Source organism: Aeromonas sp. JL9 (genome assembly GCF_024436075.1).
Taxonomy (GTDB): Bacteria; Pseudomonadota; Gammaproteobacteria; order Enterobacterales; family Aeromonadaceae; genus Aeromonas; species Aeromonas veronii.
In genome coordinates this window covers 69,265-84,354 of record NZ_JANFNV010000010.1, presented here as the reverse complement: position 1 = coordinate 84,354, position 15,090 = coordinate 69,265, and the positions used below count along the sequence as shown (strand labels likewise).

Here is a 15,090-nt window from a genome sequence, read left to right as displayed (position 1 = left end):
TGGATACGGATCCCCCACACAAATCATCAGGAGTTCACCCCATGGAGCTGTCCGCGCTGACTGCTGTTTCCCCGATTGACGGTCGTTATGGCGACAAGGCCGATGCCCTGCGCCCTATCTTCTCCGAATTCGGCCTGCTGCGTTTTCGCGTTGAAGTCGAGGTTCGCTGGTTGCAAAAACTGGCCAGCCACGCCGGGATCCCGGAAGTCCCAGCCCTGAGCGCGGCCGCCAGTGCCCTGCTCGACGGCATCGTCAGCAACTTCAACGAGAGTGACGCCGCCCGTATCAAACAGATCGAGCGCACCACCAACCATGATGTGAAAGCGGTGGAGTACTTCCTCAAAGAGAAAGTCGAAGTGAACCCGGAGCTGGCGGCTGTCAGCGAGTTCATCCACTTCGCCTGCACCTCGGAAGACATTAACAACAACTCCCACGGTCTGATGCTGAAAACCGCCCGCGAAGAGGTCATCAAGCCTTATTGCGAAAAGCTGATCAGCGAACTCAAGCGTCTGGCCCACGAGTACCGTGACATGCCGCTGCTGTCCCGTACCCACGGTCAGCCGGCGACCCCGAGCACCATGGGCAAGGAGATGGCCAACGTCGCCTACCGGCTGGAGCGCCAGTACAAGCAGATCATGGCGGTGGAGATCCTCGGCAAGATCAACGGCGCGGTCGGCAACTACAACGCCCACATCAGCGCCTACCCGGATGTGGACTGGCACCAGTTCTCCGAGGAGTTCGTCACCTCCCTGGGTCTGACCTGGAACCCCTACACCACCCAGATCGAGCCGCACGACTACATCGCCGAGCTGTTCGACGCCATGGCTCGCTTCAACACCATCCTGATCGACTTCGACCGCGATGTGTGGGGTTACATCTCCCTGGGTCACTTCAAGCAGCGCACCATTGCGGGGGAAATTGGCTCCTCCACCATGCCGCACAAGGTCAACCCCATCGACTTCGAGAACTCCGAAGGCAATCTGGGTCTGGCCAACGCCGTGTTCCAGCATCTGGCGAGCAAGCTGCCTATCTCCCGCTGGCAGCGTGATCTGACCGACTCTACCGTGCTGCGCAACCTGGGTGTGGCGGTGGGTTACTCCCTGATTGCCTATCAGGCGACCCTCAAGGGCATCTCCAAGCTGGAAGCCAACGACGCAGCCATGGCTGCCGATCTGGATGCCAACTGGGAAGTGCTGGCCGAGCCGATCCAGACCGTGATGCGCCGCTACGGCATCGAGAAGCCCTACGAGAAGCTTAAAGAGCTGACTCGTGGCCGCCGCGTCGATGCCGAAGGGATGCGTACCTTTATCGACACCCTGGAGTTGCCGGAAGCGGTCAAGGTCGAGCTGAAGAAACTTACCCCGGCCAACTATATCGGTGACGCCCAGCGTCTGGTTGATCTGCTGAAATAAGCGGATAAATGATTCCACCGGGGCCCTGTGCATGATCTGCAACAGGGCCCCTGTTATTTTCCCTGCCACGGCAGGGTCCCGAGTGGCTTTTCCCAAGCCCGCCTTGGGCAAAACCTCTTTGCGAGACACGAGAAACAGCATGTACGAACTCAATCTGGATATCGCTCACTTCCTCGAGCACTACTGGCAGAAGCGCCCGCTCCTTATCAAGGGGGGCTTCAAGGACTTTCAGGATCCCATCAGCCCGGACGAGCTGGCAGGTCTGGCCATGGAAGAGGTGGTAGAGTCCCGCCTCGTCACCCGTTTCGACGGCAAGTGGGATGCGGCCCACGGTCCCTTCGAATCCTACGACCATCTGGGCGAAGAGAACTGGACCATTCTGGTACAGGCTTGCAACCACTGGGCTCCCGAGGTGAACGAGCTGGCCGTGCCGTTCCAGTTCATTCCGGGATGGCGCTTTGACGATGTGATGGTGAGCTTCTCCACCCCTCACGGCGGGGTCGGTCCTCACATCGACAACTACGATGTGTTCATCACCCAGGGTCTCGGCAAGCGTCACTGGCGGGTCGGCGATGCCAAGCCGCTCAACGAGTTTGCTGCCCACGCCGCCCTGCTGCACTGCGAGCCGTTCGAGGCGATCATCGACGTCATCATGGAGCCGGGTGACATCCTCTACATTCCGCCCGGATTCCCCCACGAAGGCTACGCCATCGAGCCCTCCATGAACTTCTCGGTGGGTTTCCGCGCGCCGGATGCCAAGGCGCTTATCTCCTCCTTTGCCGATCACCTGATCGACAACGAGGTGCGTACCGAGCGTTACGGCGATGCCGATCTCAAGCCCCGTGCCCGTCACGGCGAGATCCAGCCCCACGAGCTGCACCGTCTGCGCGAGCTGATGCAACAGGCCCTCGATGACGAGACCCTGTTCAAGGAGTGGTTCGGCACCATGATCTCCGAAGCCAAGCACGATCTGGACGTCAATCCGGTCGAGCCGGACTACAGCGCCGAGGAGGTAGCCGACCTGCTGACCCAGGGCGAGCCTGCCATCAAGGTGCCGGGCCTGCGCAGCGTCTGGTTCAGCGGCGAGAGCCAGCAGTGCTATATCGATGGCGAAGCCTGGACTCTGCAGAGCGAAGATGCGGCCGCCATTTCGCTCCTGTGTGACAAAGACATCATCACTCAGGCCGACATGGTGGAGCTGGCCGATCAGGCCGGTTTCCTGCAACTGCTGACCCGTCTGGTCAACCGCGGGTACTGGTTCTTCAACTGATCCTGCGATGACGGAACGACAAAAAGGCGCCTTATGGCGCCTTTTTTTGTCACTATGCGACGGTTCAATTAACAATCGATACGCGAAGCTGAACCCACTCTTGATGAACCGACAAGTGGTCATTTATTGAGCTAACATGGATGGGTATCATGCGTCCGTCCCTGTTCACAAGAGAAGCGCCACCATGCAAATCACCTCCCGGCCCATGCCGCTGCCCGATTACGGCAAATACCCCTCCTCTCCGGCAGTCACACCCGAGCAGGTCAGTCAGGCCCGTAACGAAGCACTGACCAAGAAGGATGAATTGCAGGCACAGAGCGAAGAGAAAGCAACGGCTCGCAGAACCCTGGCGGTCTCTTATACAGCTAACCCGCAAGATAAAGCCGTGGTGGAGCGCTACCTGGAGGCCGGCGGTCAGGAGAGCGACAGCAAATCGGGCCCGAGCACGGCTGAACTCTATCAGGCGGCCAATCGCTACCAGCGCCAGCAGAATCTGAGCGACTACATGCAATTCCAGCAGAGCCCGCTCGCCCAGCAGATGGGTGACATGGTGGGCGAAGATAATCGCAAGGGCTCCCAGCTCGACATCATTGCCTGAGCCAATTTGCTCGAATAAGCCCGGCAGGGACTGATATAAACTGAAAAAGCCCTCGATGAGGGCTTTTTCGCTATGGCTTGTCGCTGCGACTTCTCGCTATAGATGGGACGCTTCTGCCTGCGCGTCCGGCAGCTCGTCAGGGAGTTCATCAAACAGGGGGTGATAGAGCACCTCCCCCTGCACTCCCGCAAACCCCCCTTCCTGCAGCTCCATCGCCATAAAGCAGTCGGCAGGCACCTCATAGATGCAGTGCAGGCTAAACTCGCTGGCCGGGCGGAAACCGAAACGGCTGTAATAGGCCGGATCCCCGAGTACCACCACCCCTTTCCAGTCCATCTCGAGCGCCGTATCAAGCCCTTCACGGATAAGATCCGAGCCAATCCCCTGACCTTGCCAGTCGGGATGAACCGCGACCGGCGCCAGACCAAGCCATGGCCCTTCCATGCCGTTAATGGTGATCGGGCTCAGCATCAGATGCCCCATGAACTCGTACTCTTCCTCTTCGACCATGGTCACCACGGCAGCGCCACATTCGCGCAGACGGTTGACCAGTTCGGCCTCATCGGCACGACCGAAGGCGGCACTCAGCAGCTCATAGACCGGCAGCATGTCACCGGGGCGCTCGGTTCTCAACATCAGGTATTACTCCTCGTACAGCAGAGCGGGCATTATTCCACACAACGGCTGGTCACTCTGAGTACCTTTGTCCAAAAATGGGAGGGTGCACTCAGGAAAACGAGCGGCAAACTGCTGCTGCAAGGCTGTTAGCGTAGCCGAGGTGACCCTGTTCATCGCCTCGCGGTAGGCAAGCCAGAGGGCGGGGGCCTCACGCGCCAACCGCTCAAAAGTCAGTTCGGGCGTTTGATGCCAACAGCCATCCAGCTCGTCGACCAGCTCCGGCAGCTCCACCAGCAGCCGTAGCTGCTGATAGCGTATCTGCGGCGAGTCACCGTTGCCGCCCAGCGCCTGCGCCATCAATTGGTTGAACCAGTGAAGCCGTGATGCGCGCTCCTCGCGGCTGAGCAACTCGGGCCCCTGACGCTGCAGTGTGGCCAGTTGCAGCAGCCATGCCAGCCCCTGTTCATCCCTGTCTTTCAGCAAGACGCCGCCAAGATGGGACAACTGCTCCGGTTCGGCCTGCTCCAGCAGATCGACGGGGTAACAGTGCATCGCCAGCAACCGCTCAAGATGCGGCGGGCAGTGCAGAGAGCAGGGCTCCTCCTCCGCGCCCCTCTTATCCACAAAGAGCGAGATGGCCAGCTTGCCATTGGCACTCTGCCGATTGGTCGTTGCGGGATCCCACAGGATCACTACGGCGATCCGCTCATCCGCCAGCCAATGATCAATCTCATCAAGTAAAGGGGCTGGCAAGGAGAGGGGGCGATCCAGCCGCCAGTAGCTCACCTCGCACGGCTGACGACCGCTGATATGGCGCCGCCCGCGATAGTGCATCCCCAGTTTTTCCATCACCCGGCCGGAGGCTAAATTGTCTGGCATATGGCGAGCCGTCAGCGCCGGCAGTTTAAGTTGGTCAAAGGCAAACTCCTTGACCAAGCTGGCGGCCCGAGTCGCCAGACCGCGATTTTGCCAAGGTACGCCCACCCACCAGGCCAGCTCGCCATTCCAGTGCAGGGAGATCACCCCAAGCAACGCCGCACCTTGCTCCTCTGGCAAGGTGATGGCCCAGCTCCAGCCAAGGCCAAGCGCCGCCTTGCGCCAGCTGAGGGCCAGCCAGTCGCGGGCCCCCTCAGGCGGATAGGGGTGAGGAATATTGAGGGTGTAGCGGGACAGCGCCTCATCGCTGCAGTAGCTTACTATCTCGCGATCATCGGCGGCCTGCAGTAGTCGCAATACGACACCTGATAGCGAATGCCCCTCAGCCAGGGGTGGCACCGTCACGCGGCGCGCCAGCAGGCGATTGAGCACGGCGCCCAAATCGGCCTCGGGGGTGAGCGGCAGATCGGCTCCCACAGGGCCAAGGGTCAGCAGCCCCTGCTCCCTGGCGAGGGTCAATAGGGAGGTAGAGGCGCTGATCAGGATCTGGCGGCTGGGATCAACATGAAAATCCGCCAGCAGCTCCCCATCGAGCCAGGCGGCCAGCAGGGCTCCCGGACAGAGCACCCCGTCAGGAGGGCTGCTCGCCCAGGGAGCATCGGTTTGATCGAGGGCGGCGGCCGCCCCTTTGCCGAGCAGCAGCTGCCAGCGATGACCCTGCTGCTGCCAGCACTGCAACAGCGCAGCCCACTGCGGTTGCCACAGAGTCGCCTCGATCAGCAGTTCCATCAGCTGGCCTGACAGGCCGCTGGCAGCGTCAGGTGGCGGGGATGATCTTCGATACGGGCTATCCAGCTACGGATAGCTGGCCACCCCTGCAGGGAGAAGATCCCCTCCTCTGCCACATGGGTGTAGGCATAAAGGGCGATATCGGCGATGGTCGGCGCATCACCACACAGGTAGGGGCTCTGTTTCAGCTGTTGCTCCATCACCGCCAGCGCCTTCTCGCCACCGGCTTTCAGCCCGTCGAGACGCGCCTCCTGCGACTCGGGTCGGCCGAGATAGTGAACGATGAAGCGGGCCACCGCGATGTATGGCTCGTGGCTGTATTGCTCGAAGAACATCCATTTGAGCACCTCGGCCTGCTGGCGCGGATCAGTTGGCCACAAGGTACTGCATTGCCCCAGATAGAAGAGGATGGCGTTGGATTCCGCCAGCGTATCGCCCTGGCCCATCTCCAGCACCGGGATCTTGCCGTTGGGGTTCATGGCCAGAAATGCGGGGGTACGGGTATCCCCCGCCTGAATATCCACCTCTACCCACTCAAGGGGCAGCTCCAGCCAGCGGGCCAGCAGCCACACCTTGTAACAGTTGCCGGAACGCAGATCACCATACAGACGCATACACACTCCTTGTGAAAACAGATTTGAATAGCGCGCTCAGGGAGCCAGACGCTCGATATGCCAGCCATCCCCGTCGCGGGTGTAGTAGAAGCGGTCGTGCAGCCGGTGCTCGCCCCCCTGCCAGAACTCCACCGTCTCGATCACCACCCGGAATCCGCCCCAGAAGCTCGGCAGCGGCACTTCGCCATTGGCAAACTTCTGCTTGAGCTCGAGGAACTTGGCCTCCAGCACGCCGCGGGCCGAGATGCGGGTCGACTGTTTGGAGACCCAGGCTGCGATCTGGCTATCCTTGGGACGGCTGTGGAAATACTTCATCACCTCGAAAGTGCTCATCTTCTCCACCCGACCGGTCACATGCACCTGACGGTCGAGCGTATGCCAGGGAAAGAGTAGGCTGATACGGGGATTGCCTTCCAGCTGCTGCGCCTTGCGGCTGCCCATGTTGGTGTAAAAAACCATCCCCTGGGCGTCATAGTGCTTGAGCAGCACGGTGCGCTGCCAGGGCTGACCATCGGCATCCACCGTCGCTACCACCATGGCGGTAGGATCGGTCAGTTTGGCCTCACAAGCCTGCGCCAACCACTTCTCGAACAGCGCCAGCGGCTCGGCCGGCAGATCGGCCCGGTGCAGCCCGCCACGGGTATACTCCCGACGCAGATCAGCAACATCCATCATCTTGATTTTCCTTCTCTCTTTGCCGCCCATGCGGCCATGCGTGCTGGCATTGTGCGACGAGCACGCCATGGGTACAAGCCTTGTGACCAGCAAATGGCTGCTGCAAAAAAAGAGGGAGGCTCACGCCTCCCTCCTTGATATACCCTTCGCACGATCTTGGTACGCGCAGGCTTATTGCCTGCCAGCGACAGCAGGACAATGCGCCAGCATGCGCCGGTTGTAATCGGCCGCGTAGGCCGCCAGCTTGGCCTGGGCCTCTTCCTGTCCGGGCTTGATGACATCCCCCAGACCGTCGAGGTAGCGCACACCGCAGCGCGCCTTGGCCGGGGCCTGCTGCTCCGGCGCGATGCCGGGCGCCACCTCGCCGCGCCCAGCCCGCACGATCAACCGGTAATCCTGCTTTGCCAGGCTGGCGCTGACCGCCTGCTCCAGAGTATCGGCATCGGCCTGACAGCCGCCAAGCAGGGACACCAGCATCAGCCAGCCAACCCTCATCCGCGCCTCCGTTGCCAACCCAGCAGGGCCAGCGCCAGAGTCCAGAGACCGAGGGCACCACCGCCGCCGCTACCGCCCGAGCTGCCGCCGCTTTGGACAACCGGCAGCTTGGAGGGACTGATCGCGAAGAAGATGTTGTCGCTGCAGGCCACCTTCAGGCGGGCAGAGCTGGCCAGATCCGCCGGCAGGGTGACAGTGGCGGCGCCGCTGTTGGGCTGGCTGACCGCCAGATTGCTCCAGCTGGTTCCCTCGTTTTGGGTGATGAACAGGTCTACCTTGCTGCAGCTGATCGGCGCCAGCGTGGTGCCGGCCACATCCCAGCTGACAGCCAGGCTTGCCCCCGGCGTCAATGCCACCCCAATCGGGGCGGTCAACCGGAAGGCACTGCCAGTGTTGATCACCTGGACCTTCATGTCGTCGCTGGCGACACCGCCCTTGCCGTCACGCACCGTCAATCGGAAGTTGAGATCCCGGTTAGTGGTGGGCCATGCCTCGCCCTTGGCGAGCGAGCCCGAGAGCAGGGATGGCAAGCTCGGCAAAATCCGCTCCGGCGAGCCGGTCGGCGACACGAAGCGGAACAACGGACGGGAGCCGTCATCGATCATGTCAAGAGCACTGCTGGACGGGTCGCCCAGATCAATCTGCTCCCAAGTGTAGGTCAGGGGATCCTTGTCCAAATCGGCGCCGGCCCCCTTGAGCACGAATGGCGTGTTGGCGGGAATGATATAGCTGGCTCCGGCCACCGCCTGGGGCGTGTTGTTGACGAGATTCAGGGTGGTGCCACAGGCCGGCACGGTCGCCATGTGCGCCCGCATCTGCTCGATAGATTTGCTGTGAAAATAGGGATCGCTGTGGGGCTGGATGTTCTCGTCCCCGCAGATCCCGGCATAGGCCATGATGGAAGTACCGCTGCCCGGCTCCCAGGCTTGTGCCGCCTCCCGATTGCCACCGCCGCAACTGCCAGTGGTGCCGTTGAAGGTGTGGTCGGCACCGAACTGGTGGCCGATCTCGTGAGCCACGTAGTCGATAAAGAATGCATCCCCCACCGGCTTATCGGAGCCCGTCATCCCGGCCGACTTGTCCGCGGTGCACAGCACGCCGAGCCCGGCCAGGCCACCTCCCCCGGTATTGACCACATGCCCGATATCGAATGCGCCCAGCTCACCATTGGCGAAGGCTTCTCCCTGTACCAGGACGTTCTTGCTGGTGTCATCAGCCTCATAGATGCTGCTCACGCCGCTCACGTAGTCAGGGTTATCGCCGTTGTAGAAAGGGTCTGTTACCGGATCGGTAAAAATCACAGAATCGTTGCCGCTGGCCAGCACGAACTCGGCCCCCACATCTCGCTGGTACACCTCGTTGACCCGGTTGAGCAGGGTAGTAATGGCCGCCAGGGCCAGCACTTGGGAGCCGCCATGATATTGGGTGTACTCACCTGCGGCCGAGATAGCGATGGTGTAACGTTTGCGAACATTACCATCCACTTGCACCTTGCGAGCCAACGTTTTGGCGTCAGCCCCGATCACCTTGTCGGCGTCTTCTTCCAGTCGGCTGTAGGCATCCTGCTGGTAGTAAATTGCATACCCCTCGGCATTGCGCAGCGGATCGACAAACACCATCTTGCCCTGATGGCTGAACATGGCATGAAAACCTTGCGGCCCCAGATCGAAGCGTCCAGTATCAACCGGATGAGCCGGGTTGTACCCCTTGAAGGTGCGGATCTGAGGATACTTGGCTGCAAGGTCTGCGGGCAGTACATTGTAAGCTTCCAGTGCAAAGGTAACCTCCCCCCCATCAGGCAGTGGCAAGGTCAGCTTGCTGGCACCCGCTTGCAACCCGGCAAAATAGTCGAGCGGCACCTTGGCGACCCGGAACTGATGAGCCCGTACCTCATAACCCTCGTCAGCTGTTGCTCTGGCGGCAACCGTGCTCCATTCGCTGGCCATCAGGCTGGTTGAGCCCAGCATGCTGGCAACCAGCAAGGCCACCCTAGAGTATTTCGTCACATGCATTGTTTGTAGTCCTTGTATTAATGCAATCGCCTGAATTGCGGCCTGTACTTTATTTTTATTCGGCCACATCAATACAAAGCTGAAGCAACCCTTTCCACCATTCCCGAGTGGGAGTGTTGCGCCAACCCCGTCTAACCCCTATCATTGCGCATTTTGGTCAATTTTAGAATACATCTCTTGACAAGAAGGCTATCTGTACCTGCTTAGTTAAAATAGACAAATAAGTGTTTTTTTGCTAAATCACATAACTGTTCATAGCTAAAATAAACTTAGATACATAAACCACATGGCTCTATTTCGAATGAACCACCATCTTTTATTAACCAGTTAAGTATAACTTGAAATAAACACCTGAATGTGAATGCCATAATTAGGTTATAAAAACACTATCCAAACTGAATATAAAATGACTGGCGATCCACAGAAATTGGTACAAATACTCTGTCGAGGTGAATGTTGTCTCCACCTTGAATACTGAAGTAAATCGCACAAAAATATAAACCACGAGCAGCAAAAACCATTAATATAAATTAAGGGATATAATGTGGGCAAAGTGATTTTACAGGGATTTATTATTGTGCCTCTCTCCGAGCTTACGATAGTCAAGAGTGAGCTTGATGCCCATATCTGTTTAACTCGTGCGGAAACCGGCTGCCTGATCTTTAAGGTGGCTCAAGATCCTCTCAATCCCTGTCGATTCGATGTATACGAAGAGTTTGTTGATGAGGCGGCTTTTCAAGCGCACCAGGCCAGAGTCAAATCCTCCCGCTGGGGGGAAATAACCGTCAATGTCGAGCGACACTATACGGTAACAGGGATTGCATAAATCACAGCCTTGCCATTTTGGCCAAGGTGGCGAACCGGGAGTGGTGCAGAACTCTCCCCCTCCTCGCGACCACGAATGCCCGATTACACTGCGCTTATCGAGCCTACGTCATTGCGTTATTTCCACACTTTGTAATTGAGGCCACGATGATCCGTCCATTATCCGCCACCGATCTGGATGCCGCCGTCGAGCTCTGGTATCAGGCATCGGTGCAAGCCCACGACTTTATTCCCACCGCCTTTTGGCATGAGCAACGGGCAGCGATGCGGGACATCTATCTGCCCGCCAGCTAGAGCTGGGTCTATGAGGAGGATGGACAGCTACTGGGCTTTATCTCCTGGTATCAAGGGTCTATTGCCGCCCTGTTTATCTCCCCAACTCACCAATCACACGGGTTGGGTCGCCAACTGCTCGAACACCTCAAAGCCCAATATGACCGGCTCGAGTTGAAGGTCTACGCCGAAAATGAGCAGGCGCGGCGCTTCTATTCCCGCAACGGTTTTAAAGAGGGTGAGCAGCTGTTGTGCGAGCATAGCGGCCACCCCGAGCTGGTGATGCATTGGCAACGATAAGCGGGTCGCCCATAGCGATGGCGAGCACGCTTTGCCTGTTTTGTGGCCGCCTTGAATGCCATGGCGGCATTCTCTACAATGACCCACTTTTTATTCATTTCGGGTTATATCGATGAGCGATACCAGCACCAAACCGGCTCTGCCGGATCACCTCTCCTGCAATCCCCGCAGCCCTCACTATGTGGCCGCCTGCTTCGAGCACCCGATCGGTATTCGCCTGAACGGCAAAGAGCGCACCGATGTCGAGGAGTACTGCATCAGCGAAGGTTGGGTAAAGATCCCCTCCCCCAAAGCGCTGGATCGCCGTGGTCAGCCCATCCTGATCAAGCTCAAGGGCACCGTTGAAGCCTTCTACAGCTAATCAGCGCGCTGCAGTTTAATAAACAACAAGGCCACCCTCGCGGTGGCCTTGTTGTTTCCGGTATTGATGCTGGCGTCAGCGTTATCTAAGCGGCAGCCACCAGCCCACATTTCTCGCAGAGCGGCTCTTATACCCCCAGCCGATCGCGCAGGGTGTACCAGGCGGCGCCCGCGGCGGTGAAGGGGATACGGAACAGCCGACCACCCGGGAAGGGGTAGTGCGGCAGTTTGGCAAAGGCATCGAAACGCTCCGCCTGACCGCTCAGCACCTCGGAGAGCAGCTTGCCCGCCAGATGGGTGCAGGTGACGCCGTGACCGCTGTAGCCCTGCATGTAGTAAATGTTGGGGCCGATGCGACCAAACTGCGGCAGGCGCGACAGGGTGAGCAGGAAGTTGCCGGTCCAGGTGTACTCCACCTTGACGTCGGCCAGTTGCGGAAAAGTCTTGAGCATTTTGGGGATGATCAGCCGCTCGATATCCGCCGGATCCCGCGCCCCATAGACCACGCCGCCGCCATAGAGCAGCCGGTGATCGCCGGAGGTACGGTAGTAGTCGAGCAGGTAGTTGCAATCCTCCAGACAGTAGTTTTGCGGCAGCAGTGAACGGGCCCGCTCCTCTCCCAGCACTTCGGTGGCGATCACCTGGGTGCCACAGGGCATGCTCTTGCTGGCCAGTTCCGGCACCAGATTGCCGAGGTAGGCGTTGCCGGCCACCACGATAAAGCGTGCCTTCACCGCCCCCTTGGCGGTCTTGACCAATGCTGGTTGACCCGGGGTGATACTGGTGACGGCGGATTGTTCGAAGATCTGCCCCCCCTGGATGCGGATGGCTTCAGCCTCCCCCAACGCCAGATTGAGCGGGTGAATATGGCCGCCGCTCTTGTCGAGCAAAGCGCCGACGTAGCAATCGCTCGCCACCACCTCGCGCACGCCTTTGGCATCGAGCAGCTCCAGCTGGTCGTTACCCCACTTCTGCCAGCGGGCGTATTGGGATTTGAGCTCGTGCAGCTGCTTCTCGGTCTCGGCGGCAAAGACACCGCCCTCCTGCAGATCGCACTGGATGTTGTAGCGCTTGATCCGCTCGCGGATGATCTGCCCCCCCTCAAACAACATGGAACCGAGCAGCCTGGCCTGATCCGGCGGGCAGTTCGCTTCTATGGTGTCGATGTCGCGGCTGTAGGAGTTGACGATCTGGCCGCCGTTGCGGCCGCTGGCGCCAAAGCCGACCCGGGCGGCTTCCAGCACCACCACCTTGTAGCCCTTCTCTACCAGATGCAGCGCGCTGGAGAGGCCGGTATAACCCGCACCGATGACGCAGACATCGCACTCCAGCTGCTCGGTCAATGTCGGATAGGGCGCGTGTTTATTGGCGCTGGCTGCGTAGTAACTGTTTACATGTTCGGTCATGATCCCTGTTTCCTTACCGGTTCGGTTGCCAAACTACTGCCTAGATTAAAAGCTCGCCGGGGTGTGGGCGCTGACGATGCGGCAGGTCTGCCCCGACGGATTGCTGAAACTGTGGGGCTCGCCGGTGTCGATCACATAGCTGTCGCCCGCCTCCAGCTGATAACTCTGGCCCGCCACCGTCAGGATCACCGACCCCTCCAGCACGGTGCCGACCTCCTCCCCCTGATGGGTTACCTGACCTCCGGTATCGGTGCCGGGGGGATAGGTCTCCAGCATAAAGCCGAGCTGGCGGCGGTTGTTGCCGTTGTGCACCAGCTTGAGGGAGACCCCCTGACTGCCCAGCTCGATAAGCTGATCAGCCTTGATCACCACCTCCGGAGTGCGGCTCTCCTCCTCGGCGAAAAAGCGCGACAGCGGCAGGCCGTAGATGGTGAGCAGCTTTTGCAGGGAGGCGACCGAGGGGCTCACCTTGTCCTGCTCGATCATGCAGATGGCGCCATGAGTCAGGCCGCTCAACTCGGCCGCCCGCCGCTGGGAGAGCCCCAGCTGATGGCGCACCGCCGCCAGCCGTTCCCCCATGGTGCGCGCCCCGGCGTCAGCCACACTCAACGGTCGAGCCACGCTCTCCCGGCTCTGTGGCCCGCTCATGACAAGCCCCCTGCTGCGCCATGTCTGCATCCTTGCATCATCAGCCTCTCCTGCTTGCGCGTGATCGCATCGGATCAGGCGCAGCCTGTTTACCCTGCTGGTTAAAATAGCCAACCAGCTTTCCCTTGCCGTTCACTATGTTACACAGCACAACCGTTCATTATTTTGCACACCTGATTTACCATCCCCCGGTCGTCTGCCCACTTGCAGCCGGCAAGCGAACCGGAGAAAGCGCGCTACACAGCCCATTTTCTAGCATGGCGCCCCCCAGCAATTCAAATATATTTAACACTTGAAAAACATTTCAGCTCAAATTATGGTCTTCCTGTGCTTATTATTTTATACGGCAGCGGCGCAGGAAGGGTCGGCTCACTCCGGCAACCAGCTGCTCTGACCCACACTCGAGGCTTCTCATGTCAGGAACAACATCCCACTCCAGCTTGATCACATCCCGCGCCTATATAGATGGACAGTGGTGCGAGGCCGCCAGCGGCCGCACCTTCGAGGTCACCAACCCCGCCAGCGGTGCCGTCATTACCCAGGTACCCGACATGGATGCCGAGGATACCCGCCGCGCCATCGCGGCCGCCCACGCGGCGCAACCCGCCTGGGCGGCGCTGACCGCCAAGGAGCGCAGCAACAAGCTCTACGCCTGGTTTGCCGCCATCACCGCCCACAGCGACGAGCTGGCCCGCATCATGACCTGCGAGCAGGGCAAGCCGCTGGCGGAAGCAAAGGGCGAGGTGGCTTACGGCGCCAGCTTTATCCAGTGGTTCGCCGAGGAGGGCAAGCGCGCCTATGGCCGCACCATCCCGGGCTTTAGCGGCGATCGCCGGTTGGCCACCATCAAGCAGCCGGTGGGCGTGGTCGCCGCCATCACCCCGTGGAATTTCCCCATTGCCATGATCACCCGCAAAGCGGGCCCGGCGCTGGCCGCCGGTTGCACTATCGTCATCAAGCCTGCCGCCGAGACCCCGCTCTGCGCGCTGGCACTGGCGCTGCTTGCCGAGCAGGCGGGTATCCCCGCCGGTGTCATCAATATCGTCACCAGCCATCAGGCGAGCGCGGTGGGCAACGAGCTGTGCAGCAATCCGGTGGTGCGCAAGCTCTCCTTCACCGGCTCCACCCGCATAGGCAAACTGCTGATGCGCCAGTGCGCCGACACCATGAAGAAGCTGTCGCTGGAGCTGGGTGGCAACGCCCCCTTTATCGTCTTTGACGACGCCGACCTCGACGCTGCGGTGGCCGGGGCGCTCGCCTCCAAATACCGCAACGCCGGGCAGACCTGCGTCTGCGCCAACCGCATTCTGGTACAGGCCAGCGTCTATGACGCCTTCGCCGAGAAGCTGACTGCCGCCGTCAAGGCCTTCAAGGTGGGAGATGGCATGGCGGAAGGCACCCAGATCGGCCCGCTCATCAACCCCGCCGCCGCCAGCAAGGTGGCCGAGCTGGTACAACAATCGGTCGCCGCCGGTGCCGAAGTGCTGCTGGGGGGCGAAGCTCACCCCGCTGGCCCCCTCTTCTACCAACCCACCATTTTGGGCAAGGTGGATAAAACCAACCCCATCCTGCAGGAGGAGATCTTCGGCCCGGTCGCCCCGCTGGTACGCTTCGAGACGGAAGCCGAAGCCATCGCCATTGCCAACGACACCCCTTATGGCCTGGCCACCTACTTCTATGGCCGCGATATCGCCCGGGTGTGGCGCGTCGCCGAGCAACTGGAGTACGGCATGGTCGGCATCAACGAGGGGATCATCTCAACCGAGCTGGCCCCCTTTGGCGGGATCAAGGAGTCGGGTCTGGGTAGGGAGGGTGCAGCCGAGGGGCTGGAGGAGTATCTGGAGACCAAATACCTCTGCTTTGGCGCCATTCGCTAGGGCTGCAACAGAGAGACAAGGCGCCGCCGATCTGGCCCGATG

At 60.1% G+C, this 15,090-nt stretch carries 15 protein-coding genes and 1 pseudogene; 8 read left to right on the top strand and 8 right to left on the bottom strand.

The genetic code is table 11. The features are described 5' to 3' along the window. Window positions 1–41: 41 nt before the first annotated feature. From purB to NOM06_RS09970, 3 genes are all read left to right on the top strand, one after another. Entirely contained in the window at window positions 42–1,412 is a 1,371-nt protein-coding gene (gene purB, locus NOM06_RS09980) for an adenylosuccinate lyase (RefSeq protein WP_076491440.1), read from the top strand. A gap of 139 nt (window positions 1,413–1,551) precedes the next feature. Continuing rightward, a complete protein-coding gene (locus tag NOM06_RS09975; RefSeq protein ID WP_255911390.1) occupies window positions 1,552–2,682 on the top strand; it encodes a cupin domain-containing protein in 1,131 nt (376 codons plus the stop codon). Between the two features lie 184 nt (window positions 2,683–2,866). Next, a complete protein-coding gene (locus tag NOM06_RS09970; protein WP_255911388.1) occupies window positions 2,867–3,280 on the top strand; it encodes a hypothetical protein in 414 nt (137 codons plus the stop codon). A 96-nt stretch (window positions 3,281–3,376) separates the two neighbouring features. On the opposite strand, the gene NOM06_RS09965 is transcribed toward NOM06_RS09970, so the two are convergent. The 6 genes from NOM06_RS09965 to NOM06_RS09940 all read right to left on the bottom strand — a co-directional run bounded on the left by NOM06_RS09965 (window position 3,377) and on the right by NOM06_RS09940 (window position 9,359). Continuing rightward, window positions 3,377–3,916: a GNAT family N-acetyltransferase gene (locus NOM06_RS09965; protein WP_236344671.1), complete on the bottom strand. Its 540-nt coding sequence runs from the start codon at window positions 3,914–3,916 to the stop codon at window positions 3,377–3,379. A 6-nt stretch (window positions 3,917–3,922) separates the two neighbouring features. Next, window positions 3,923–5,563 (bottom strand): GNAT family N-acetyltransferase, encoded by a 1,641-nt coding sequence (locus NOM06_RS09960; protein WP_255911386.1) that lies wholly within the window; start codon window positions 5,561–5,563, stop codon window positions 3,923–3,925. Beyond that, window positions 5,563–6,177: a glutathione S-transferase family protein gene (locus NOM06_RS09955; protein WP_255911384.1), complete on the bottom strand. Its 615-nt coding sequence runs from the start codon at window positions 6,175–6,177 to the stop codon at window positions 5,563–5,565. The genes NOM06_RS09960 and NOM06_RS09955 overlap by 1 nt, the downstream gene beginning before the upstream one ends. A gap of 36 nt (window positions 6,178–6,213) precedes the next feature. Further along, complete coding sequence (pdxH, locus tag NOM06_RS09950; RefSeq protein WP_019444749.1) at window positions 6,214–6,852, bottom strand: pyridoxamine 5'-phosphate oxidase; 639 nt, start codon at window positions 6,850–6,852, stop codon at window positions 6,214–6,216. 171 nt (window positions 6,853–7,023) lie between these two features. Then, complete coding sequence (locus NOM06_RS09945; RefSeq protein WP_236344678.1) at window positions 7,024–7,347, bottom strand: hypothetical protein; 324 nt, start codon at window positions 7,345–7,347, stop codon at window positions 7,024–7,026. Beyond that, the gene (locus NOM06_RS09940; RefSeq protein ID WP_216979247.1) at window positions 7,344–9,359 is read right to left on the bottom strand and encodes a reprolysin-like metallopeptidase; all 2,016 of its coding nucleotides are present in this window, start codon (window positions 9,357–9,359) and stop codon (window positions 7,344–7,346) included. Before NOM06_RS09940 ends, NOM06_RS09945 begins: the two co-directional genes overlap by 4 nt. A gap of 544 nt (window positions 9,360–9,903) precedes the next feature. On the opposite strand from NOM06_RS09940, the gene NOM06_RS20915 reads away from it, so the two are divergent. From NOM06_RS20915 to NOM06_RS09920, 4 genes and pseudogenes are all read left to right on the top strand, one after another. Then, window positions 9,904–10,185, top strand: coding sequence for an antibiotic biosynthesis monooxygenase (locus NOM06_RS20915; protein WP_255911382.1), 282 nt, complete (start codon window positions 9,904–9,906; stop codon window positions 10,183–10,185). Between the two features lie 146 nt (window positions 10,186–10,331). Beyond that, entirely contained in the window at window positions 10,332–10,478 is a 147-nt protein-coding gene (locus tag NOM06_RS09930) for a hypothetical protein (RefSeq protein WP_255911380.1), read from the top strand. A 15-nt stretch (window positions 10,479–10,493) separates the two neighbouring features. Beyond that, window positions 10,494–10,757: pseudogene (locus NOM06_RS09925) on the top strand (GNAT family N-acetyltransferase); the annotation flags it as partial. 112 nt (window positions 10,758–10,869) lie between these two features. Continuing rightward, window positions 10,870–11,118, top strand: coding sequence for a DUF3297 family protein (locus NOM06_RS09920; protein ID WP_005338226.1), 249 nt, complete (start codon window positions 10,870–10,872; stop codon window positions 11,116–11,118). A 127-nt stretch (window positions 11,119–11,245) separates the two neighbouring features. Here NOM06_RS09920 and NOM06_RS09915 read toward each other — a convergent pair whose 3' ends face one another. Together NOM06_RS09915 and puuR are read right to left on the bottom strand one after the other, a co-directional pair. Next, window positions 11,246–12,523 (bottom strand): FAD-binding oxidoreductase, encoded by a 1,278-nt coding sequence (locus NOM06_RS09915; protein ID WP_255911378.1) that lies wholly within the window; start codon window positions 12,521–12,523, stop codon window positions 11,246–11,248. Between the two features lie 45 nt (window positions 12,524–12,568). After that, window positions 12,569–13,171, bottom strand: coding sequence for an HTH-type transcriptional regulator PuuR (gene puuR, locus NOM06_RS09910; protein ID WP_255911376.1), 603 nt, complete (start codon window positions 13,169–13,171; stop codon window positions 12,569–12,571). Between the two features lie 413 nt (window positions 13,172–13,584). Here puuR and NOM06_RS09905 point away from each other — a divergent pair, with 413 nt between their 5' ends. Further along, on the top strand, window positions 13,585–15,048 hold the full coding sequence (locus tag NOM06_RS09905) for an NAD-dependent succinate-semialdehyde dehydrogenase (protein WP_255911374.1): 1,464 nt from the start codon (window positions 13,585–13,587) through the stop codon (window positions 15,046–15,048). Window positions 15,049–15,090 lie beyond the last annotated feature (42 nt).